Annotated in this window: 20 protein-coding genes; 9 read left to right on the top strand and 11 right to left on the bottom strand. The window is 63.3% G+C overall.

The features are described 5' to 3' along the window. Positions 1-47: 47 nt before the first annotated feature. Positions 48-644: a recombination mediator RecR gene (gene recR / locus FAY22_RS04515; RefSeq protein WP_146329107.1), complete on the top strand. Its 597-nt coding sequence runs from the start codon at positions 48-50 to the stop codon at positions 642-644. After that, positions 641-1,885: a CaiB/BaiF CoA-transferase family protein gene (locus FAY22_RS04520; protein WP_146329108.1), complete on the top strand. Its 1,245-nt coding sequence runs from the start codon at positions 641-643 to the stop codon at positions 1,883-1,885. The genes recR and FAY22_RS04520 overlap by 4 nt, the downstream gene beginning before the upstream one ends. Before the next feature lie 231 nt (positions 1,886-2,116). Here FAY22_RS04520 and FAY22_RS04525 read toward each other — a convergent pair whose 3' ends face one another. Further along, on the bottom strand, positions 2,117-3,604 hold the full coding sequence (locus FAY22_RS04525) for a PLP-dependent aminotransferase family protein (RefSeq protein WP_146329109.1): 1,488 nt from the start codon (positions 3,602-3,604) through the stop codon (positions 2,117-2,119). 114 nt (positions 3,605-3,718) lie between these two features. Here FAY22_RS04525 and FAY22_RS04530 point away from each other — a divergent pair, with 114 nt between their 5' ends. Together FAY22_RS04530 and FAY22_RS04535 are read left to right on the top strand one after the other, a co-directional pair. Next, positions 3,719-4,120 (top strand): GNAT family N-acetyltransferase, encoded by a 402-nt coding sequence (locus tag FAY22_RS04530; RefSeq protein WP_146329110.1) that lies wholly within the window; start codon positions 3,719-3,721, stop codon positions 4,118-4,120. Between the two features lie 44 nt (positions 4,121-4,164). Then, positions 4,165-4,800: an FMN-binding negative transcriptional regulator gene (locus tag FAY22_RS04535; protein ID WP_146329111.1), complete on the top strand. Its 636-nt coding sequence runs from the start codon at positions 4,165-4,167 to the stop codon at positions 4,798-4,800. Between the two features lie 49 nt (positions 4,801-4,849). Here the strand turns inward: FAY22_RS04535 and tal are convergent, their stop codons facing one another. The 4 genes from tal to pgi all read right to left on the bottom strand — a co-directional run bounded on the left by tal (position 4,850) and on the right by pgi (position 10,050). Beyond that, positions 4,850-5,785: a transaldolase gene (tal, locus tag FAY22_RS04540; protein ID WP_146329112.1), complete on the bottom strand. Its 936-nt coding sequence runs from the start codon at positions 5,783-5,785 to the stop codon at positions 4,850-4,852. Positions 5,786-5,898: 113 nt separating this feature from the next. Continuing rightward, entirely contained in the window at positions 5,899-6,768 is an 870-nt protein-coding gene (locus FAY22_RS04545) for an SIS domain-containing protein (protein WP_146329113.1), read from the bottom strand. A gap of 15 nt (positions 6,769-6,783) precedes the next feature. Further along, positions 6,784-8,262, bottom strand: coding sequence for a glucose-6-phosphate dehydrogenase (zwf, locus tag FAY22_RS04550; protein WP_146329114.1), 1,479 nt, complete (start codon positions 8,260-8,262; stop codon positions 6,784-6,786). A 126-nt stretch (positions 8,263-8,388) separates the two neighbouring features. After that, positions 8,389-10,050, bottom strand: coding sequence for a glucose-6-phosphate isomerase (pgi, locus tag FAY22_RS04555; protein ID WP_146329115.1), 1,662 nt, complete (start codon positions 10,048-10,050; stop codon positions 8,389-8,391). A gap of 260 nt (positions 10,051-10,310) precedes the next feature. On the opposite strand from pgi, the gene edd reads away from it, so the two are divergent. Together edd and FAY22_RS04565 are read left to right on the top strand one after the other, a co-directional pair. Beyond that, positions 10,311-12,239 (top strand): phosphogluconate dehydratase, encoded by a 1,929-nt coding sequence (gene edd / locus FAY22_RS04560; RefSeq protein ID WP_146329116.1) that lies wholly within the window; start codon positions 10,311-10,313, stop codon positions 12,237-12,239. Continuing rightward, positions 12,236-12,856, top strand: coding sequence for a bifunctional 4-hydroxy-2-oxoglutarate aldolase/2-dehydro-3-deoxy-phosphogluconate aldolase (locus FAY22_RS04565; RefSeq protein ID WP_146329117.1), 621 nt, complete (start codon positions 12,236-12,238; stop codon positions 12,854-12,856). The genes edd and FAY22_RS04565 overlap by 4 nt, the downstream gene beginning before the upstream one ends. Positions 12,857-12,866: 10 nt before the next feature. On the opposite strand, the gene FAY22_RS04570 is transcribed toward FAY22_RS04565, so the two are convergent. From FAY22_RS04570 to FAY22_RS04585, 4 genes are read right to left on the bottom strand one after another with little or no spacing between them, the layout of a single operon-like run. Beyond that, positions 12,867-14,033: an ABC transporter permease gene (locus FAY22_RS04570; RefSeq protein ID WP_146329118.1), complete on the bottom strand. Its 1,167-nt coding sequence runs from the start codon at positions 14,031-14,033 to the stop codon at positions 12,867-12,869. Beyond that, positions 14,030-15,187, bottom strand: a complete 1,158-nt coding sequence (locus FAY22_RS04575) for an ABC transporter permease (RefSeq protein ID WP_146329119.1) — start codon at positions 15,185-15,187, stop codon at positions 14,030-14,032. The genes FAY22_RS04570 and FAY22_RS04575 overlap by 4 nt, the downstream gene beginning before the upstream one ends. Before the next feature lie 2 nt (positions 15,188-15,189). Further along, entirely contained in the window at positions 15,190-15,873 is a 684-nt protein-coding gene (locus FAY22_RS04580; RefSeq protein WP_146329120.1) for an ABC transporter ATP-binding protein, read from the bottom strand. Next, positions 15,870-17,090, bottom strand: coding sequence for an efflux RND transporter periplasmic adaptor subunit (locus tag FAY22_RS04585; RefSeq protein WP_146329121.1), 1,221 nt, complete (start codon positions 17,088-17,090; stop codon positions 15,870-15,872). The genes FAY22_RS04580 and FAY22_RS04585 overlap by 4 nt, the downstream gene beginning before the upstream one ends. Before the next feature lie 405 nt (positions 17,091-17,495). Between FAY22_RS04585 and FAY22_RS04590 the strand changes: the two genes are divergently transcribed. Continuing rightward, positions 17,496-18,932, top strand: coding sequence for a DUF1800 domain-containing protein (locus FAY22_RS04590; RefSeq protein ID WP_246860656.1), 1,437 nt, complete (start codon positions 17,496-17,498; stop codon positions 18,930-18,932). 20 nt (positions 18,933-18,952) lie between these two features. Then, on the top strand, positions 18,953-20,137 hold the full coding sequence (locus FAY22_RS04595) for a DUF1501 domain-containing protein (RefSeq protein ID WP_146329123.1): 1,185 nt from the start codon (positions 18,953-18,955) through the stop codon (positions 20,135-20,137). Positions 20,138-20,150: 13 nt separating this feature from the next. Here the strand turns inward: FAY22_RS04595 and FAY22_RS04600 are convergent, their stop codons facing one another. Beyond that, on the bottom strand, positions 20,151-20,540 hold the full coding sequence (locus FAY22_RS04600; RefSeq protein WP_146329124.1) for a hypothetical protein: 390 nt from the start codon (positions 20,538-20,540) through the stop codon (positions 20,151-20,153). Between the two features lie 89 nt (positions 20,541-20,629). Here FAY22_RS04600 and FAY22_RS21940 point away from each other — a divergent pair, with 89 nt between their 5' ends. Continuing rightward, positions 20,630-20,770, top strand: coding sequence for a hypothetical protein (locus FAY22_RS21940; protein WP_168204772.1), 141 nt, complete (start codon positions 20,630-20,632; stop codon positions 20,768-20,770). Positions 20,771-20,842: 72 nt separating this feature from the next. Here the strand turns inward: FAY22_RS21940 and FAY22_RS04605 are convergent, their stop codons facing one another. Next, entirely contained in the window at positions 20,843-22,678 is a 1,836-nt protein-coding gene (locus FAY22_RS04605; protein ID WP_146329125.1) for a hypothetical protein, read from the bottom strand. Between the last annotated feature and the right edge of the window lie 60 nt (positions 22,679-22,738).

Genomic DNA, 22,738 nt, shown 5'->3' on the forward strand with positions numbered 1-22,738 from the left:
GGGCTGGGCGGCCCGGTGCCGGCCAGCCATAGCCACGACACCGATCAGTGAAATCACCCTCCAGCCTCGAATTCCTCGCCGAAGCATTGCGCCGCCTGCCCGGCGTCGGGCCCAAGTCCGCGCAGCGTATCGCCTATCACCTGATGCAGCACGACCGCGACGGCGCGGCCATGCTTGGCCGCGCGCTCACGCAGGCGGTGGAGAAGATCCGTCACTGCGCCAGGTGCAACACCTTCACCGAAAGCGAGGTCTGCGAAACCTGCCTCGACAGCGCGCGCGATGCGAGCCTGCTGTGCGTGGTGGAGACGCCGGCCGACCAGCTGATGATCGAGCAGACGCTGACCTACAAGGGACTGTATTTCGTACTGATGGGGCGCCTGTCGCCATTGGACGGCATCGGCCCGAAAGACATCCACCTCGAAAAGCTGATCGCGCGCGCCACCGACGGCGAGGTCGAGGAAGTTGTGCTGGCGACGAACTTCACCAATGAAGGCGAGGCCACCGCGCATTACATTAGCGAGACGCTCAAGGCGCGCGGCCTGAAGGTGAGCCGGCTGGCGCGCGGCGTGCCGGTCGGCGGCGAACTGGAATATGTCGACGCGGGCACCATCGCCCGCGCGATGCTGGACCGGCGATCGACATGACGGAAAAAAAATCCTCCGGTCCGCTGGCCGGCATCAAGGTACTGGAACTGGGCACGCTGATCGCGGGCCCGTTTTGTTCGCGCATGCTGGCCGAATTCGGCGCCGATGTAATCAAGATCGAGGCGCCCGACGGCGGCGACCCGATCCGGCAGTGGCGAGTGCTCAAGGACGGCACCTCGCTGTGGTGGTCGGTCCAGTCGCGCAACAAGAAGAGCGTCACGCTGAACATGAAAGACCCGCGCGGCCAGGATATCGCAAAGCGCCTGGCGCTGGACGCCGACATCGTCATTGAAAACTACCGCCCCGGTGTGCTGGAAAAATGGGGCGTCGGCTACGAAGACCTCAGGAAAATCAACCCCGCGACGATCATGGTGCGCCTGTCGGGCTACGGCCAGACCGGACCGATGAAGGACTTGCCGGGCTTCGGCGCGATCGGCGAATCGATGGGCGGCCTGCGCTACGTCTCCGGGCATCCGGACCGCCCGCCGGTACGCATCGGCATTTCCATCGGCGACTCGCTGGCCGCCTTGCATGGCGTGATCGGCGCGATGATGGCGCTGCGCCACCGCGATGTGACCGGCGGGCGCTGGAACGGCAAGACCGGCGCAGAATGCGTGGCGGGCCAGGGGCAGATGGTGGACGTGGCGTTGTACGAAGCCGTGTTCAACATGATGGAGTCGATGGTGCCGGAATACGACTATGCCGGCGTGGTGCGCGCACGCACCGGCGGCGCGCTGCCCGGCATCGTGCCGTCCAATACCTATACGACGAAAGAGGGCGAGAATATCGTCATCGCCGGCAACGGTGACGCGATCTTCAAGCGTCTGATGAGTGCGATCGGCCGCGACGACATGGCGAACGACCCGCAACTCGCGCGCAACGACGGCCGCGTGCCGCGCACGGAGGAAATCGACGGCGCAATCCAGGCCTGGTGCGACACGAAGCACATCGACGAGGCGCTGGCGATCCTGAAGGCGGCCGATGTCCCGGTCGGGAAAATCTATTCGGTGCGCGACATGATGAGCGATCCGCAGTTCCTGGCGCGGCGCATGATCGAGCAGCATGCGTTCAGTGACGGCACGCCGCTCAAGCTGCCGGCAATCACGCCCAAGTTGTCCGAGACGCCCGGCGAAACCCGATGGCTCGGCCCGGCGCTGGGCGAGCACAACGACGTAGTGCTGCGCGCGCTCGGATTCGACGACGCGCATATCGCGCAGCTGAAGAACGAGCGCGTCATTTAGGAGCCACGCATGAACAAGGATTTCTGGAAGCAGTTCGCGATTGCTCTGGCGCTGTTCCTGCTCGGGTATTTCACGCTCGGACGCGTGTTTGGCTAGAGCAAGGTGCCCGTCTATGAAAGGGGGGACTCTTAGGCCTGCGATGCTCGCCGCACCTCACGTACGGCTGCGCTTCTCTGCCTAACATGACCTCCCTTGCGCAGACAATCAATTCGCTCTGATAGGTGGCCGCGGTCAGGCGTTGCGCACGACTTCGCGCAGCGTCAGGACACCTTGCCGCAACTGCGCGGCCGGCACCGGCGCAAATCCCAGCACCAATCCCGATAGCGGCTTGCCGCCGCCAGGAGGCCCGGTGAAATGGCAGGTTTGCGACAGCGCGCGCACTTCTATTCCCTTTTGCAGCGCCGCATGCGCGATTGCGCGATCGTCAAGCGCATCGCGGAACGTGACGGCGAGGTGTAGCCCGGCGTCCGCCGGCCCGATTTCCAGCTCCTGCGCAAGATAGTCGTTCAGCGCGTCGAGCAGGGCCGCGCGCCGTTCGGCATGCACTTCCCTGGTGCGCCTGATATGGCGGCTGAAATGGCCCTCTGCGATGAAATCGGCCAGGACCATCTGCGGCACGGTGGGCGTGTGGCGGTCCATGATCGCCTTGCCATGCGCGAACGCCTCTGACAGTCCGGCGGGGAGCACCATATAGCCGAGCCGCAGGCCCGGAAACAGGATCTTCGACAATGTGCCGATGTAGATCACGCAGCCGGCCTGGTCCAGGCTTTGCAGCGACGCCACGGGCGGGCCGGTGTAGCGGTATTCGCTGTCGTAATCGTCCTCGATGACCCAGGCCTTGCTGGCCGCCGCCCATTCCAGCAGGGCGAGGCGGCGCGGCAGGCTCATCGTGACGCCCAGCGGAAGCTGGTGCGAGGGGGTGACGTATGCCAGTTTGGCGTCGGGAAAAGTCGCCGCTCCCGCTGCCACGCACAATCCATCCGTATCGACCGGCACCGGGCAGGCGCGCACGTCGGTCGCATGCAGCGCCGCTATCATGCCGCGGTAACCCGGTTCTTCCACCCACGCGGCATCGCCTGGCGCGAGCAGCATCGACGCCGCCAGGAACAGGCCTTGCTGCGATCCGGAGGTGATGACGATCTGCTCCGCCGTGCAACGCACGCCGCGCGAAGCGCTCACGTAGGCGGCAAGCGCGCGGCGCAGCGGCGGGTAGCCGGCCGGATCGTCGTAGCCGAGCTGGTACGACGGCCGGCGCCACCTGCGCGACTCCAGCCGCGCCCACAGATCGAACGGGAACACGTCCGTGGCCGGCATGCCCAGCCTGAAGGCGCGCGGTGCTCCGCTGGGCACGTTCAGGCGCACGCGCGCACCGGCAAAGCGCTGGCCGCGTGGCGACAGGGGGCGCAGCAACGGTGGCGGGGCGCCCGGAATCGGTTGCTCGGATTGTGCTGCGAGCGGCAAGCCGGCGCTGATGAACGTGCCTTTGCCGACGGCTCCTGTCAGGAAGCCTTCCGCCACGAGCAGCTCGTAGGCGTTGAGCACCGTCTGCCGCGACACTCCCGCGAGTGTCGATAGTTCGCGCGTGGGCGGTAGCTGCATGCCGGATTGCAGCTGGCCTGCGAGGACCGCCTGTTTGATTGCGGCGTAAAGCTGGCGAAACAGCGGCGTCGGCGCGGAGGAATCCAGCCTGAGGGTGGTCAGGAATTGGGCGACATACATCGGTCTTATCCGGTGTTTGCGGAATTGGTATTTGAAAAATACCATTTATTGGCACTTTGAGAAAGCCAATGCAATGGGTAATCTGTATCTTGATTCACAACGACAGGCAAGGACATGACGCACATCCGTTACGACGACAAGCGGCCCATCTCGCCGCAACAGCTGGCCGAGGTATTCGATGCATCCGGCATTGTCCGCCCGACCGACGACCTGCCGCGCCTGGCGCGCATGCTGGAACATGCCAATGTACTCATCACTGCCTGGGACGGCGATCGCCTGATCGGCGTGGCCCGGGCTCTGAGCGATTTCAGCTTCTGCTGTTACCTGTCCGACCTCGCGGTCGACAGGCAATACCAGTGCCGCGGAATCGGCCGCGAACTGATCAAGCGCGTGAGCGACGCCGTCGGCGCGCAGTCGATGCTGCTATTGCTGGCGGCGCCATCGGCGATGGAGTATTACCCGAAGGCCGGCTTCGAGGCGGTGCCGAACGGCTGGATCATCAAGCGGCAGGCCTGACTCCCGTCGCACCCGAGCAACCGCAGCCTTTTCCATTAACGACCATGTACCTGCCAAAACATTTCGAAGAAACCGACACGGAACAGCTGTACCGGCTGATGCGCGCGCATCCGCTCGGCACGCTGGTGACGCTCGACGCGGGCGGCTTGAACGCCAATCACATACCGTTCGAGATCGATCCCGGAGCTGGACGGTTCGGCACCTTGCGCGCCCACGTTGCGCGCAACAATCCGGTATGGCGCGACGCGTCGGCGGACCTTGAATCACTGGCCGTTTTCCAGGGGCCACAGGCGTATATCAGCCCGTCGCTGTATGCGACCAAGCAGGAAGGGGGAAAAGTGGTGCCGACTTATAACTTCATGGTGGTGCACGCCTACGGCCGGTTGCGTGCGGTCGACGATCCGGCATGGCTGCGCGCCCATCTCGCCAGGATGAGCGACAGCTTCGAGGCGGCGCGGCCGGAGCCGTGGAAGCTTTCGGACGCGCCGGACGATTTCATTGAAAAATTGCTGGCGGCGGTGGTCGGGATCGAAATCCCGATCGACAGGCTGATCGGCAAATGGAAGCTCAGCCAGAACCAGCCGCTTGCAAACCGTGTCAGCGTGGAGCAGGGCTTGCGGGCGGCCGGCGACGCCGGCTCGCTCGCGATGGCGGATGCGGTGGCGAACGCATCCCGGTAACGCCCTTCATTCAAGCCGGCGAGCGGCGGGCTGAATCTAGGACGAGCGTTCAGCGCAGGGCGGCGATCATCTTTTCCAGCTTGACCGCATCCGCGCAGAACAGGCGGATGCCTTCGGCCAGCTTTTCCGTTCCCATCGCGTCTTCATTGAGCATGAAGCGGAATGCCTTCTCGTCCAGGTCCAGCTTTTGCAGGTCCGAACCCTGCGCCTGCTGCGGGCTCAGCTTGCGGACCACGGGTGCATCGCTTTCCGAGAGTTTTTGCAGCAGTTCGGGGCTGATGGTCAGCAAATCGCAGCCGGCCAGTTCGGTGATCTGCGAGGTGTTGCGGAAGCTCGCGCCCATCACTTCGGTCTCGTAGCCGAACTTGCGGTAGTAGTCGTAGATGCGCTTGACAGATTGCACGCCCGGATCGTCCGCGCCGCTGTATTCCTGGCCGATCGATTTCTTGTACCAGTCGTAGATGCGGCCGACGAACGGGGAGATCAGCTGCACGCCGGCATCGGCACAGGCGATCGCCTGCGGCAGCGCAAACAGCAGCGTCATGTTGCAACGGATGCCTTCCCGCTCCAGCACTTGCGCGGCACGGATGCCTTCCCAGGTCGAGGCGATCTTGATCAGCACGCGCTCGCGGGGAATTCCCGCGGCTTCGTACAGCGCGATCAGCGCGCGGCCCTTGGCGATGGTGGCCTCGGTGTCGAACGACAGGCGCGCATCGGTCTCGGTCGAAACGCGCCCCGGAATGAGCTTGAGGATTTCCAGGCCGAAGGCCACCAACAGATGGTCGGTGATTTCGGCGATCGGTTTGCCGCCATGGTCGCGCACTGCCCGTTCGAGCAGCGGCTTGTATTCATCCTTTTGCACCGCCTTGAGAATCAGCGACGGATTGGTGGTCGCATCGCGTGGGGCGAAGGCTTTCATGGCCTGGAAGTCGCCGGTGTCAGCGACGATGGTGGTGTACTGTTTCAGTTGTTCGAGCTGGTTCATGGAATCTGGTTGCGAATGGCGCAGGAAGAGGGGAAAACGTAGATCATACCCAGATTGTCACTCGGAACAACGCTTAATTCTTGCTTGTTAGATATGCATCAGTCCGCGCTCCGTTACGCCTTGGGCGCGTGCCGGTAGTAGGCGTCGAATTGCAAGTCGTATTTTTGCAGCGCCTTTTGCGCGTTTTGCATCTTCTTGCGGAATTCCGGCCCGCGCTTTAAGGCCAGTCCGACGGCAAGAATGTCGATCACGACCAGGTGCGCCAGGCGCGCCGAGATCGGCGTGTACGGGTCGATATTGAAGCTCAGGTCGATCGGCACCAGTACCGTCGCCAGGTCGGCCAGCGGGGTGCCGCTGGGCGTGAGCGCGATCACGTCGGCGCCCGCCTTGCGCGCGAGTTGCACGCTGCGCAGCAGCGCCGTGCTGTTGCCGCGCTGCGAAATCGCCACCACCACGTCGCCTTTTTGCAGCAGCGAGGCAGAGATGCTGTGAATGTGCGGATCGGCGTAGGCGACGGTGGGCACGCCGGAGCGGAAGAACTTGTGCTGCGCGTCGGTGGCGACGATGCCCGACGATCCCTGTCCGTAAAACTCGATCTTGTTGGCGCGCGCCAGCAGTTCCAGCGCCTGTTCGATGGCGGCCGGCTTGAGGTTGTTGCGCAGGTCGAGCAGGGTATTGATGGAGCGGCTGCAGATCTTGTTGACCAGGTCCGACGCCAGGTCGCCCTGCGCCATCGATTCATCGGCCGGCGGCAAGGCCAGCGCCAGGCCCTGCGCCAGCTTGAGCTTGAATTCATGCCAGCCGTCGCAGCCGAGCGCGCGGCAAAAGCGCACCACGGTCGGTTCCGACACTTGCGCATTCTTGGCCAGCGCGGTGATGTTGCCGGACACCGCGAGGTCGGGGTTTTTCAAGACAACCATGGCAACTTTTTTCTCCGACTTGGAGAGGGTGTCGAGCTGGGTGCGGATCGAGTCAAGCAGCATTGAAAACCTGTTTTTTTATAATTCTTCCGGCAGCGATTCCTCGCGCCATTGCAAGCCGTCGCGCCCGATCAGGGCACTGGCCGCCGCCGGTCCCCAGGTGCCCGAGGTGTAGGGCATCGGCTCGATGCCTTCCTGTTCCCAGTAGTTGAGAATGGGCTCGACCCATTCCCACGCCGCTTCCAGTTCGTCGCTGCGCATGAACAGGGTGAGCTGGCCGCGCAAGACGTCCAGCAGCAGGCGCTCGTAGGCTTCCATGCGCGGCTGCTTGAATGTTTCGCGGAAATCCAGTTCCAGCTCGACCGGGCGCAGGCGCATGCCGTCGCCGGGCGTCTTCGCCATCAGGTTCAGCTGCAGGCCTTCGTCGGGCTGCAGGCGGATGATCAGGGAATTGGGCTGGAAGCTGCTGTTGGGCTGCGCAAAGATCGAGTGCGGGATCGACTTGAAACGCACCACGATCTCGGCTAGCTGGTCGGCCATGCGCTTGCCGGTGCGCAGGTAGAAGGGCACGCCGGCCCAGCGCCAGGTTTCGATCTCGGCCTTGACCGCGACAAAGGTCTCGGTGCGCGAGGCCGGGTTGGCGCCCGGTTCCTTGCGGTAGCCGGGCACGGCGACGCCGTCGACATAACCGGAGCGGTACTGGCCGCGCACCACGTTCTGCACCAGCATGTGCGGCGTGAAGCGCTTGAGCGAGCGCAGCACCTTCAGCTTTTCGTCGCGCACCGCGTCCGGCGTGGCCGCCACCGGCGGCTCCATGGCGACGATGCACAGCAGTTGCAGCAGGTGGTTCTGCAGCATGTCGCGCAAGGCGCCGGCGGTATCGTAATAGTCGAGGCGGTTGCCGACGCCCAGTTCTTCCGCGATCGTGATTTGCACATCGGAAATCCATTCGCGCCGCCACAAGGGTTCGAACAGCACGTTGCCGAAACGCAGTGCAAGCAGGTTCTGCACCGTTTCCTTGCCAAGGTAATGGTCGATGCGGAAGATCTGCGATTCGGAAAAGACGCGGCCGACTTCTTCGTTGATCTGTTTGGCGCTGTCCAGGTCGCGCCCCAGCGGCTTTTCCAGTACGACGCGCGAGTTGGACGTGGCCAGGCCACAGGCGGCGAGGTTATGGCAGACGGTGGCGAACAGGCTGGGCGGCGTGGCGAGGTAGAACACGCGGTTGATGCCGGTCGTGTCCGTGCGCATGGCGTCGACCAGTGCCCGGTAGGAATCCGGGTTCATCGCGTCGAGCGCGACGTAATTGATGCGTGCGCAGAACGCGTTCCACGCCGTTTCGCTGAAATTGCCGGACGCGATATGCGGCTTCGCGTTTTTCTCGACCTCAGCCAGGAATGCCTCGCGGCTCCATTCGTGCCGTCCGATACAGATGATGCGGGCAGTGGAGGGAATATCCTTGCAGCGCTCGCGGTTGTATAAGGCCGGCAACAGCTTGCGCATTGCGAGGTCGCCGCTGCCGCCAAACAGGGCCAGGTCAAAATCTGTAAGGGCCATGATGTGAGATTGATTTGGGTTAACAGAAGCCGACGATCAATGACTTTTTAGTTTAGGCGACTTTTGAACGTAGGCGAGCAGAAAGCGCGAATCCGCGCGATGACGCATCACGGCCTGTTCCAGGCGTCAGTGTCCCAGTGCTTCCCTGGCGCGCGCAATCAGCGCATTGGTCGAACTGTCGTGCGCTTTCGCATGCGTGTTGCCGGTCAATTCCGTTTCGATCGTTTTCGCCAGCACCTTGCCCAGTTCCACACCCCACTGGTCGAAGCTGTTGACGCCCCAAACGACGCCTTGCACGAAGGTCTTGTGCTCATACAACGCGATCAATGCGCCCAGCGTGGCTGGCGCCAGCGTGTCCATCAGGATGGTATTGCTGGGGTGATTGCCGGGGAAAGTCCTGTGCGGCAGCAAGGCATCGATTTCGGCTTCGGCGATCTGCTGGGCCCGCATTTCGGCCCGTACTTCTTCCGTAGTTTTGCCGCGCATAAATGCTTCCGATTGAGCAAAGCAATTTGCCAGCAGCACGGTATGATGGCCGGGCAGGTCGTGTGCCGGTTTCAGCGCTGCGATGAAATCGACCGGCACCATCGTCGTTCCCTGGTGCAGCAGCTGGAAATAGGCGTGCTGGCCGTTGGTGCCGACATCGCCCCAGATGACCGGGCAGGTGGAATAATCCACGGCGGCGCCGTCGATCGTCACGCACTTGCCGTTGCTTTCCATTTCGAGTTGCTGCAGGTAAGCGGGGAACTGGCTCAGGTCCTGATGGTAGGGCGCGATCGACAGCGACGTGCTGCCGAACAAATTGCGGTACCAGATGCCGGTCATCGCCAGCAGCACGGGCATGTTGCGTTCCAGCGGCGCGCTGCGGAAGTGCTGGTCCATGGCATGGCCGCCACCGAGGAATTCGGCGAAGCCGTCGAACCCGATGGCCAGCGCGACCGGCAACCCGATCGCCGACCACACCGAGTAACGCCCGCCGACCCAGTCCCAGAACGGGAACATGTTTTCCGGATCGATGCCGAAATCCCTGACCGCTTTCGTGTTGGTCGAAACCGCGACAAAATGCTTCGGCAATGCCGCTTCGCCGGCGCGGGCGAGGAACCATTCGCGCGCCGACTGCGCGTTGAGCATCGTTTCGCGCGTGGTAAACGTCTTGGAGGCGACGATGAATAGCGTGGTGTCCGGATTGACCTTCGCCAATACCGCGTCCAGGTCATGGCCGTCCACATTGGCCACGAAGTGCATGGTCAGGCGCGGGTGGATGAAGGGGCGCAACGCGCGGCAAACCATCTCCGGTCCGAGGTCGGAACCGCCGATGCCGATGTTGACGATGTCGGTGATCGCCTTGCCGGTATGGCCAGTCCAGGCGCCGGAGCGCACGCGCTCGCTGAATGCCTGGATATGATCGAGCACCGCATGAACCTCTTGCACCACATTCTGTCCATCTACCATCAGAATGCTGTTGCGCGGCATGCGCAGCGCAACGTGCAGGACGGCGCGATGTTCGGTGACATTGATTTTTTCGCCGGCGAACATGGCCGCGCGCCGTTCTTCCACGCCGCGCTCATGCGCCAGCCGCGTGAGCAGTTGCACCGTCGTTGCGTTCAGCCGGTTCTTCGAGTAATCCAGCAGCAGGCCCGCCGCTTCGATGGAGAAACGGTCGAAGCGGTCCTCTTCCCGCGAAAACAGGGCGCGCATATGCCATTCCCTGGCTTCGGCGTAATGCGCGGCAAGAGCCTGGAAGGCTGGGGTATTGATCAGCGATGAGGTCGGCGATGACGAGTGCATGGCGGGCGATCGGAGAATTCGATTTGTTTAACTATACATCAGGTTTAAGTAAATTCACTACAATTTATTTGCATCTTTGAACACGTTTTGCGCTTGCTCAGGAGCTTGCATTCCGGTTGTGCTCCGATTCTCTCCCGGCAGATATTTCAGCGGATTTTCTGAGCGAGAGTGCAGAAATGGCGCGCAGAAAAACGTAGTTCTGGATCGGCAATTAAAATGTAGTAAAATTTCAAAAATAATTCTTCCGCAGGAATGCTTCCATGGCTCTTCATCCTGTTCTGAAGGCGGTCACCGAGCAGATCGCCGCGCGCAGCCGCCCCTATCGCAACGCCTATCTGGCGCGCCTGGATGCGGCACGCGGCAACACCGTGCATCGCGCCGCACTGGCCTGCACCAATCTCGCCCACGGCTTCGCGGCCTTCCCCGCCAACGACAAGCTCAAGCTCAAGCAGTTGCACAACCCTTCGGTGGCGATCGTGTCGGCATACAACGATATGCTGTCCGCGCACCAGCCCTTCGAGCACTTTCCTCCGATTATCAAGGACGCCGTGCGCGAGGCGGGGGGCGTGGCGCAGTTCGCCGGCGGCACGCCCGCCATGTGCGATGGTGTCACGCAAGGCCAGCCGGGCATGGAATTGTCCCTGTTCTCGCGCGACACGATTGCGATGGCGACAGCGGTGGCTTTGTCGCACAACATGTTCGATGCGGCGGTCTACCTCGGCATCTGCGACAAGATCGTGCCGGGGCTGCTGATCGGCGCCTTGCATTTCGGCCACCTGCCGGCGGTGTTCGTTCCGGGCGGCCCGATGACGACCGGGATTTCCAATTCCGAAAAGGCGCGGGTGCGCCAGTTGTATGCGCAAGGTAAAGTGGGCCGCGACGAGCTGCTGGAGTCGGAATCGCAGTCCTATCATGGCCCGGGAACCTGCACCTTTTACGGTACCGCCAACAGCAACCAGATGCTGATGGAAGTCATGGGCCTGCACTTGCCGGGTGCGGCCTTCGTGCCGCCCAATACCCCGCTGCGCAAGGCCCTGACCGCCGCCGCCGGCAAGCGCGCGGTGGAAATCAGCGCGCAAGGCAAGTCGTACATCCCGGTCGGCCGGGTGGTCGACGAGAAGTCGATCGTCAATGCGGTGGTGGCGCTGCTGGCGACGGGAGGTTCCACCAACCACACGCTGCACTGGATCGCGGTGGCCAAGGCGGCCGGCATCGTGATCGACTGGAACGACTTCGACAAGCTGTCCGCGGTCGTGCCGCTGCTGGCGCGCATCTATCCGAACGGAGAAGCCGACGTCAATTATTTCCAGGCGGCCGGCGGTCCGCCGTTCGTGATCCGCGAACTGCTGGATGCCGGCTTGCTGCACGACGATGTGACGACCGTCATGGGACAAGGCTTGCGCGCGCACTGCGCCGAACCGTTCCTGGAGGGCGAGACGCTGGTTTGGCGGCCGGCGCCGGACGCCAGCGGCGATCTCGGCGTGTTGCGGCCCGCGAAGGAACCGTTTTCCGCCGATGGCGGGCTGCGACTGGTGTCCGGCAACCTGGGGCGGGCCATCATCAAGGTCTCCGCCGTCAAGCCGCAGCACCGCGTGGTGGAAGCCCCGGCGCTGGTGTTCGATTCGCAGGAAGCGCTGATGGACGCGTACAAGGCGGGCAAGCTCGACCGCGACTTCGTGGCGGTGGTGCGCTTCCAGGGGCCGCGCGCCAACGGCATGCCGGAACTGCATGCGCTCACGCCCGCGCTCACCAACCTGCAGGACGCCGGGCGGCATGTCGCGCTGGTGACAGATGGCCGCATGTCCGGCGCGTCGGGCAAGGTGCCGGCCGCCATCCACGTGTCGCCGGAAGTGCTGGCCGGCGGACCGCTGGGGCGCGTGCGCGACGGCGACCTGATCCGGCTCGATGCCGACGCCGGCGTGCTGCAGGCGCTGGTGCCGGATACGGAATGGAACACGCGCACCATCGCCACGGCGAACCTGTCGGCCAGTCATGTCGGCATGGGACGCGAGTTGTTTGCCACCTTCCGCCATGCGGTGAGCGAGGCAGAGCAGGGCGCCGCGACATTCGGCCTGCCGCCGCCATTGCACATGCCGGAGGAAACGGACAACTGCCTGGCCGTGCCGCAATCCGAGGCTTACTCGGATGAAGATTTCCTGTTCTCCCGTCCGATGGAAAGAAAACCATGACACTTCTTGAAATCATGAGCGCCTCGCCGGTGATTCCGGTGATCGCAATCGACGCCATCGAACATGCAGTCCCCCTTGCCAAGGCGCTGGTCGAGGGCGGCATCCGGGTGCTGGAAGTGACCTTGCGCACCGAGCATGGCTTGGCGGCGATCCGGGCCATGGCCGAGCAGGTGCCGGGCGCGATCGTCGGCGTGGGAACCCTGACCCGGCCGGAAGAGTTCGCCGCCGCGCGCGACGCGGGCGCGGTGTTCGGCGTGTCGCCGGGGCTGACGCCGCGCATGATCGAGGCGGCGCAAGCGAGCGGCTTACCCCTGCTGCCGGGCGTGATGACGCCGTCCGAGGTGATGATGGCGCGCGAGGCGGGATTCCGGCAGCTGAAGCTGTTTCCGGCGGTTCCGGCAGGCGGTGTCGGAATGCTCAACGCCATCGCGGGGCCGCTGCCGGACGTGATGTTTTGCCCGACCGGCGGCATTTCACAGGAAACGGCAGCGCAATTCCTTGCATGCAAGAACGTCGCCTGCGTTGGCGGATCGTGGCTGACGCCGAAGGAAGCAATCCGGAACGGCGACTGGAAACAGATTACCGCGCTGGCATCGGCGGCCAGCAAGCTGCGCTGAAATAGTTTCCCTACGCTGCCCGCAACGAATCCACGATCTTCATCCGCCCGGCGCGCAGCGCCGGCAAAAAGCCGCCGACAAAACCCATCAGCAGCGCGAAGAGCAGCGACTTGATCACGATGGCCGGGTTGAGCGTGAAGCCGAATGCCAGCTCGGAAAACGACTGGAAGTTCACCGTCGAGAACGAGAGAAACTGCATGAAGGACGCGAAGAACAGCCCCGCCGCGCCACCGATCAGCGCCAGCAGCAGCGACTCCGCCAGGAACGCCGCCAGGATGCTGCGCCGCCGGAAGCCGAGCGCGCGCAGCGTGCCGATTTCCGCCACCCGGTTGGCGACCGACGCATACATCGTGATCATCGCGCCGATCATGGCGCCGATCGAAAAGATGATCGACAAGGTCATGCCGAGGATGCTGATGAAGGTGGACAGCGCCTTCGACTGGTCGGCGTAGAAGGACTGCTCGCGCTTGGCTTCCAGCGTCAGGCGCTGGTCGCCCTCGATGTCCTTCTTGAAGGCGTCGAATTCCCTGCTGTCGTTCAGGCGCACGATCACCGAGGAATACACCGGCCGGCGGAACGCCTGCATCAGCTGGTCGGCGTCGCCCCAGATTTCCGAATCGAAGCCGCTGTTGCCGGCATCGAAGGTGCCGACCACGGTCCAGTCGCGCTGGCCGAAGCGCAGCGTCTCGCCGACGGCGGTTCCGGAGAAGCGCTTGGCGATGCCGCTGCCGGTGATGATTTCCGACGATCCGGGACGGAACATGCGACCGGCCGACAGGCGGATCTGCGGGCGCAGCGCCAGCCCGAGCTTGCCTACGCCGCGGATCACCACGTTGGCCGGCTTGTCGGTGCCGCGCTTGTTGAGCGCGATCAGCACTACCGTTTCCTTCGACACCAGCGGCTCGCCGTCGGCGCCCAGTGCGATCGATGGATGGCTGGCCGCGATGGTCGCCTGGTCGCGGTAGACGCCGCTCTGCACCTCGGTTTCGGAAGCGCGCCGGATCAGCACCACGTTGTCGTATTCGCCGGTCGTCACCAGCGTTTTCCTCAAGCCCTCGTCGAGCATCAGCACTGTGGCGAACACGAATACCACCAGTGCCAGGCCGGATGCGGTCAGTGCCGTGGTCAGGCGCCGGGTCCAGAGGTTGCGCGCGATGTAGCTGAGAGGGAGCTTCATCCGATGCTCCGCAGGCCGTCGACGATGTTGACGCGGGTCGAACGCAGGGTCGGTGCGATGGCCGCGACGATGCCGACCGTGAGCGCGGCCAGGAACTGCAGCAGCAGTGTGCGCGGCGCGATCTCGAACACCGGGAACAGCGTGCCCATCTTCGCGCTGAACGCGTGCGCGACCGGGAACAGCAGGGCGATGCCGAGCGTGGCGCCGAACAGCGCGATCAGCAGCGATTCGCCGAAAATCAGCTGCGCCAGGAAACCCGGGCCGAAGCCGAGCGCCTTGAGCGTCGCGTACTCGGCCAGCCGCTCGCGCGCGCTCATCGCCATGGTGTTGGCCATCACCGCCATGATGATGACGATCACCACGAACGACACCACGCGGATCGCCACCACGATCGCTTCCGACATCGACACGAAGCCGAGCTGGAAAGCCTTTTCGGTTTCGGTCAGCGTCTCCGCCAGCGAGTTCTTGAACTGGGTGTCGATGGCGCGCGATACCGAGGCGGCGTTATCCGCATTGGCAATGCGCACCACGTAGAAGCCGACCTGGTTGGCGCGCGGCTTGGCGGTCTTGAGCATCGTCTCGTTGAGGTAGTCCCAGTGGAAAAAGAATTGCGAGGTATCGGTGGTCGCATTCTTTCCCTCGTAAATCCCGCGCACCACGAATTCCCACTGGCCGGGGAAGATGGTGCCCTTGAGCGGGATGACGTCGCCGATCTTGAAGCCATATTGTGCCGCGAGCTTCTTGCCGACCACGCAACCCTTGCGGTCGCGCTCGAATGCCGCGCGCTGGTCGTCGTTCAACACGAATTCCGGATACAGGTCGAGATAGCTGCGCGTGGAAATCGCGAATTGCGGAAAGAAATTTTTCGGTTCCTGGTAGATGCCGCCGAACCAGTTGCCGTAGGCGACGCCGTTTACGCCGTCGATGCCGCGTATCCGGGCCTCGTACGACAGCGGCAGCGGAAAGACCAGGGAAATCGCGTTGCGCGTGACGAGCCGGGTATTCGACGCCGCATTCGCGCCGGCATACCAGGCGCCGACCACCGTCTGCAGCAGGCCGAAGGCGAGCGTCGCCACCACCAGGCCGAGCACCGTCAGGGCAGTGCGCAGCTTGTGCCGCATCGCGTTCTTCAGGATCAGCTTGAGCGTCTGCATGGTCAGGCCGCGGCCGGCATCAGTTCGCCCTTGTCGAGCCGCACGATGGAGCGCGCCCGCTCCGCCGCATGCGCATCGTGCGTCACCATGACGATAGTCTTGCCCAGTTCCTGGTTCAGGCGGTTCAGCAGGTCGAGTACGTCGGCGGCGGCGTGGCGGTCCAGGTCGCCGGTCGGCTCGTCGGCCACGATCAGCGTCGGATCGGTGACGATGGCGCGCGCGATGGCGACGCGCTGCTGCTGCCCGCCCGACAGCTCGGACGGATAGTGGTCCATGCGGTCGGACAGGTTGACCATGGCGAGCGTGAGCTCGGCGCGCTCGCGCCGCTCGCGGCGCGACAGCCCGGTCAGCAGCAGCGGCAGTTCGACGTTTTCGAGCGCGGTCAGCACCGGCATCAGGTTGTAGAACTGGAAGATGAAGCCGACGTTGGCGGCGCGCCAGTCGGCCAGCTCGCCTTCGGACAGTTGCGTGATGTCGAGACCGTCGACGAGCAGGATGCCGCCGTCGGGTTTGTCGATGCCGGCGATCAGGTTGAGCAGCGTGCTCTTGCCGGAACCGCTCGGGCCCATCAGCGCGGTGAAATCGCCGGCGTTGATGGCGAGCGTGATATCGGTCAGCACCGGCACGATCTGGTCGCCGCGCCGGTAGGATTTCGCCAGGTGCCGGATGTCGACCAGCGGCGTCATTTCTTCGCCGGCGCGACCGTACCGCCGTCCTTCAGTTTGTCGTCCGGGTTGAGCACCACCTTGTCGCCGGCGGCAATGCCGCTCACCTCCAGCAGCTCGCCGATCTTGCGGCCGACCTGCACACCGGCCTGCCGCGCCTTGTCGTCCTTCACCACGAACACGACCTTGCGGCCGTCGCGCTGGACGACTGCGCCGGCCGGCACCGCCGTGACCGGCTTCCTGTCCTGCGGCGGCACCGGCTGCGACAGGAAGGCGATCTTCGCGCTCATATCGGGCAGCACGCGCGGGTCGCGCTCGACGAAGCGCACCTTGACCAGCAGCGTGGCCTTGGAGCGGTCGACGGTCGGCACCATGCGCGACACCACGCCGGCCAGGCGCAGGTCGGGAAAGGCATCGAGCTGTATCTCGGCCGCCTGGCCGACGCTGATCTTGGAGAGATTGGATTCGGACACGTCGGCTTCCACTTCCAGCGTGTCCATGTCGGCGATGGTCACGACCGCGCCCTTGCTGTCTGTGGCGGAGGAGAAGGGCGTGATGTTGTCGCCGACGTTGGCGTTCTTGGTCAGAACCACGCCGTCGAACGGTGCGCGGATCATGGTCTGGTCGAACGCTACCTGGGCTGCCTGGCGATTGGCCTCGGCGGCGGCGATGGCTGCGCGCAGGCCGCTGATCGCCGCCTGCGCCTTGTTGTAGCGGGCCTGCGCCGCGTCGTGCGTGGCCGCCGAGATGTACTTCTGCTGCAACAGCTCCTGCGAGCGCCGGTACGCCTGCCCGGCGTCGCGCAGCTCCGCCATGCCCTGTTCCAGGTTGGCGCGCGCGACCTGGATGTTGGCATCGGCCTGCCTGAGCGCGGCCGACACGTCCCTGTTTTCCAGGCGCGCTACCAGTTCATCCTTCTTCACGGGGCTGCCTTCGAGCACGCCCAGCCATTCCAGCCGGCCGGTCGCCTTCGATGAGAGCGCGGCCTTGCGCTGCGCCACCACGTAGCCGGTGGCGTTGAGCAGGGTGTAATTCTGCGATGGGTAGGCCGTGGCGACTGTTACCGTTTCCACGCTGACGGGACCGCGCAGGCGGGCGGCGACGGCGAGCGCGACGCCGATGGCCACAATGGCTGCAATGGCGATGCGGCTCCAGCGCCTGCGCGGGCCCCTCGGATGGCCGCCGGACGGCGTCGCGCTACGGTCGATCTTCAGTCGGGAAAGGTCGGGGGAATCCAATTCGTGTCCTTGATGGGCTTGATTTGCGAGGGCGAGGGCTCGGCGGTGCCGGCCTGAGGAGCCAGCATGTCGAAATTATAATGCCCGATGGCGGCGCCATAACCGCTGCTCTGATGGGCGGGCGGCTCCCCGCATCACGCTACAAGCCGTTACATTTCAACTGGGCACGCTGGTCAGCCGCCTTGGCCTGTTTGCGTTAATCACGATAAGCAAGACGAACCGGTCTCGGCATCGACATGCGAGAATGAAACGTTGCCCGGGTATCGAAAAGGTGCCTGATCTCAGGAAAGAATAATGTACAGAATTATCTGGTCTGGAACACGTCGTCTGTCCTGCTTGACGCTCGTCCTGGCGGCGATTGCAGGCTGCGCTTCCCGGGCGCCGCAAGTTTCGCAAAGAATCAACATGGGCAATGCGGATGCCGGAGCCGTACTCAACCGCGTTACGTGGGGCGGCACCAGCTCTGCCTATCGCCAGGTCAAAGCCATCGGTATCGATCAATATATCGAGCAGCAACTCCATCCCGGCGACGACCGGCTGCCGCCCTCGGTTCAGGCGCAGATCGGCAGCCTGACGATTTCGCAGCGCCCCGTGGATCAGCTGGTGCTTGAACTCGAGGAGCGCCGCAAACAACTCGACAGTATCGCCAACGACGACGACAGGAGCTCCGCGCGCCAGGCATACCAGGAAGAATTGAACCGGCTGGCGAAAGAGGCGGCGACGCGCTCCTTGCTGCGGGATCTCTATTCCCGCAACCAGTTGCGCGAACAGATGACATGGTTCTGGATGAATCACTTCAGCATTCACCAGGGCAAGCACAACCTCCGGGCCATGGTGGGAGACTATGAAGAGCATGCCATTCGGCCGCATGCGTTGGGAAAGTTCCGCGAACTTCTCCAGGCCACCGTCCGTCATCCCGCGATGCTGCGTTACCTCGACAACGAACATAACGCGGCCAATCACATCAACGAGAATTATGCGCGCGAGCTGATGGAGTTGCACACGCTGGGCGTGGACGGCGGCTACACGCAAAAGGATGTGCAGGAACTGGCGCGCATTCTCACCGGCGTCGGCGTCAATCTCGGCAGCGGCACCCCCAAGGTGCGGCGCGAGCTGCAGGGCCAGTACGTGCGCCGCGGTTTGTTCGAATTCAATCCCAACCGGCACGACTATGGCGACAAGGTCTTGCTCGGCCAGGTGGTGCATGGGCGCGGGTTGGCGGAAATCGACGAAGCGATCGACCGCCTCAGCCGGCATCCGGCCACCGCGCGCTTCATCAGCCGCAAGATCGCCAGTTTCTTCGTTGGCGATCAGCCGCCAGCCGCGCTGGTGCAGCGGATGTCGGACACCTTCCTGCGTACCGACGGCGACATCGCCGCGACGTTGGCGGCATTATTCGCGGCGCCGGAATTCCGGCAATCGCTCGGCCGCGAATTCAAGGACCCGGTTCATTATGTCGTCTCGGCCGTGCGGCTGGCATATGACGAAAAGCCGATTCTTAACGCAGCGCCGATGATCGGATGGCTGCACCGGATGGGCGAGCCGCTGTACGGCCGGCAGACGCCGGACGGATATCCGCTGGCCGCCGCAGCGTGGGACAGTTCGGGCCAGATGGCCACCCGCTTTGAAATCGGCAAGGCGATCGGCTCGGGCAGCGCCGGCCTGTTCAAGGCGGAAGGGGCGCAAGACCGCCCCGCGTTCCCCCAGCTCGCCAATCCCTACTTCTACGAAGCGCTGCAAAAGACGCTCGGCGCGCCGACCTTGCAGGCGCTCGCGCAGGCGACGTCGCCGCAGGAATGGAATACCTTCCTGCTGTCCGCGCCGGAATTCATGTACCGTTAAATAATCTGCGAGGGCCAGGAATGCGACGCCGCGAATTACTGAAATGGATGGGGGCATTGCCGCTTGCGTCGGTCTCGGGACGCCTGCTGGCCGCGCCGGCGGCGCCGGCCAAGCTCCTGGTGGTCTTCCTGCGGGGCGGCTACGATGCCGCGAGCCTGCTGGTGCCGACGGCGAGCGATTTTTACTATGAATCACGCCCCAGCATCGCTATTGCCCGGCCCTCGAACGATCTCCATTCCGCGATCGCCCTGTCCGGGGACTGGGGCTTGCATCCGGCGCTGCGGGAATCGATTTTTTCTCTTTACATGCAGGGGCAGGCGGCCTTCATTCCGTTCGCCGGAACCGATGACCTGTCGCGCAGCCATTTTGAAACACAAGACAGCATCGAGCTCGGGCAGGGGAGCGCAAGCCATCGCGATTTCCGCTCCGGCTTCCTGAATCGCCTGGCCGGCGTGCTGACCGGTTCGATGCCCGTATCCTTCACCGACCAGCTGCCGCTGGTGTTCCAGGGGGAGGTCCAGGTGCCGAACACGGCTTTGCGCCATATCGGCAAGCCGGCGCTCGACGCTCGTCAGAGCGACGTCATCGCGTCAATGTACAAGAACACGCCCATCGGCCGCCAGGTGGACGAGGGATTTGCCATGCGTAATGAAGTCGCGCGGCAGATGGCCGGCGAAATGGACGCCGCGAACCGGAGCGCGATCAGCGCGAAAGGATTCGAAGCCGAGGCGCGCCGCGTCGCGCGCCTGATGCGCGACAAATACAACATCGGTTTCGTCGACGTCGGCGGATGGGACACGCACGTGGGCCAGGGAGGAGCCAGCGGTTACCTTGCCGGCCGTTTCGATGAACTGGGACGAGGATTGCTGGCTCTGGCACAGGAAATGGGGCCGGATTGGCGCAACACCGTTGTGGTGGTCATGTCCGAATTCGGCCGCACGTTCCGTGAAAACGGGAATCGCGGTACCGATCACGGACACGGCTCGGTCTTCTGGGTGCTGGGCGGCTCGGTACGCGGCGGAACCGTCGCCGGCGAGCAGATCCGGGTGAATGCCGCGTCGCTGTTTCAGAACCGCGATTACCCGGTGTTGAATGAATACCGAGCCGTGCTTGCCGGTCTGTTCGAGCGCATGTACGGCCTCGCTCTCACTCAGCTCGGCAGGGTTTTTCCCGGCGTGCGGCCCAGGCAGCTCGATCTGGTGTAGCGGGCGTTGATATTCAGGATTGACGCGATGATTTCCCTGCAACGGCGCGGCGATATGCCTTCATTTTTTCCTCCGCCAGCAATGCGTTATATCGTTTCGTGACGTGATAAATCTGCCAGGCGGTGCCAATGAAGGCGGCGACAAAGGCCAGGCATATGCCCGACACGAAGCCGAACGCCATGGCAGTCAAGTCGCCTCCCGGTCCGCTAAAAGCCGCGGGGCCACCTACAACGAATGTCTTTCCTAGCGCTATTGCAAGCGCGCCGTCGGGATACCGGGCGATCCATAGACCGAGCGCCAAGCCGACAATGATCGACGCGCCCAGAATGAAGGCGGCGACACGCACGACACTGCGCTTCGATGGGAAGAGGGAAGAAAAATCAATCTGGTCGTCGTTGTGCATGCAATTCCGATCTGCGGGTTGCGTTGAAATTCACTCAATTGAGGGCAAGGGCGCCGCCAAACCGCGAGCGATTGTCGCACAGGATAATCATGGCGGAAACCGTCCGCAAGGGCGCGAACATGGAACGGCTGGCGGAATTTGGCGATTTGGCGCACGAGCGAAGAATGCCAGGTGGTGCGCGGGGCGAAATATCAAAAAGCGCAAATAAAAATGCCGTTCAGCATAGCTGAACGGCATTGCCGCTGAAGCGGGACAGGCTTTTTTTGCCGGGCCAATAAATGGCAGCCCGGAATTTGCAGTCGTTAGCGGAAGTACATCGTCTGCATGTTGCGGCGATACGCGTCAGGCGATTCGATCCACAGCCAGCTGTAGGTAAGGCTGGTTCCGTTCGGCAGCGCCGGCAGTGTAAGGCTCGTGCTGACGGTACCGTCCGTTTTCGGAATGACGGTATTTTCAAGGTCGCGCGAGGAATCAACCGGGTTGGTATTTTGCAACAGGTTCACCCAGGCGGATTTCGATGCATTGACGTTGCTCGCCGCAAACGACAACGTCCCGCTCGTGAAGTTCGCGAATGCGCTGACCGTGTCTGCCGAGATGACCGGGAAGGCGGTGCTTGCTTTGGCCTCGGCCAGCGTCATTGGGCGGCGATGGATCTTGAGGCCATAGGTGCCGTCGGTGGTGCCGAACTGGAAGTTGACCTTTGCATTGCTGCTGTCATACGCGGTGAAGGTGTAGATCGAGTCGTCCGGGATCGCCGCGATAGCGCTGTCGGAGACTGCCGGCGTCGTGTTGGCGCAATCGGACGACATGATGTAATTCGTTTGACCCGACTGGTTGAGCCAGCGCCCGCCCACCGTGGGCTGAGTGTAGCGCAGGCCGCCGGACGGCAAGCCAGGGCCCGTGACGAGAATATGGTCGATGGGGGTTCCGGCAACGCTATTGTTGACGGCGTTGAGATCCTCGATATTGAAATTGAGCCCGACGTTGACGCAGGAAGATGTGGAGCTCGTCGCGGAGTTCACTTTGGATGCGCTGGCGAATGCTTCCAGTGCGAGTACGCGCTGGTTGCCGTGCAGGCGCCATACGCCGTCGTTCCCCTTGAGCACTTTCCAGTTCTGCAGGCGGGCCAGTTCGATGCCGTCCTTGGTCTTGACCGTGAACGAGATGCGCGCAATGATTTTCGACGAGTTGCTGTAGTCGATCTGATGAATGTCGATGTCGGTGAACGAACCGCCAACCAGCTTGGATTCGGTGCTGACCCAGCCCAGGAATGCAGTTTTGTCCTCGTCGTCGTTGAGGAAGCCGGTGGTAAGCAGAGGAGTCAGATCGGATACGGATGGCAATCCGGTCGCAAACTTGGCTGAAAAATCGCTCAACGCTTTCTTCACAAGGTCAGTATCGGCTGCGCCAGTCCCGACGTTGTCCGCGCTAAGCGTGGCCGGCGCAGTTTCGGCTGCAGCCTTGACCGCCAGATCGTCGGTGATGGTGATCGAGTTGACCAGGGTGGAAATGGTGGCGATGTTGGTATTCGGATCGACCGAGACCTGAATCGTATCGAGCGCCTTGTCCAGCTTGTCCGCCAGCGGAGTGAACGGAGTGCGCAGCAGGTCCACGGCCGCATCCACGCCCAGCGCGGTCAGAATCGGCAGCAGCTTTTCCTTCAGCTTGCTCACTTCAGCATCGATCGCGGTCTTGGTCGCGGCGGTGGCATTGCTGCTTTCCGTGAACTTGTCAAAGTAGTTTTGCGCAATCTGGCCGGCGATGTTGGCGACGACCAGGTCGGTCAGCTGGGTAATGTTGATCTTGCCGTCGGTGTCTGCTGCGGTAGCAATGGAATGCACGGTATAGGTCTGGCCGTTGGCCGTGCCCGAGGCGCGGAACACGAACGGCGCGGTCATGCCGGTCACGTCGACCGAATAGGAGCCGTTGGTGCCGATCTGCACGGTTTTCGTGGCACCGAGCGCATCCTTGACCGTCACCGTGCCGACCAGCGGCGCGCCGACGGCGGCGCTGCCGGAAATGGTGTGGGAAGTCGAAGTCGTATTCGTATCGGACGAGCCGCCGCAAGCCGCCAGTGCGCCCGCAATCGCGCTGGCAATCACCAAACCTTTCAGTCTCATCGTGCCCCGTGCTTTCATGATGTATCTCCCTGTCTGAAGAATATTTCGCTGGACTAATAATGTTATTAGGAAAAACCT

It is taken from the genome of Noviherbaspirillum sp. UKPF54 (assembly GCF_007874125.1).
Taxonomy (GTDB): Bacteria; Pseudomonadota; Gammaproteobacteria; order Burkholderiales; family Burkholderiaceae_D; genus Noviherbaspirillum.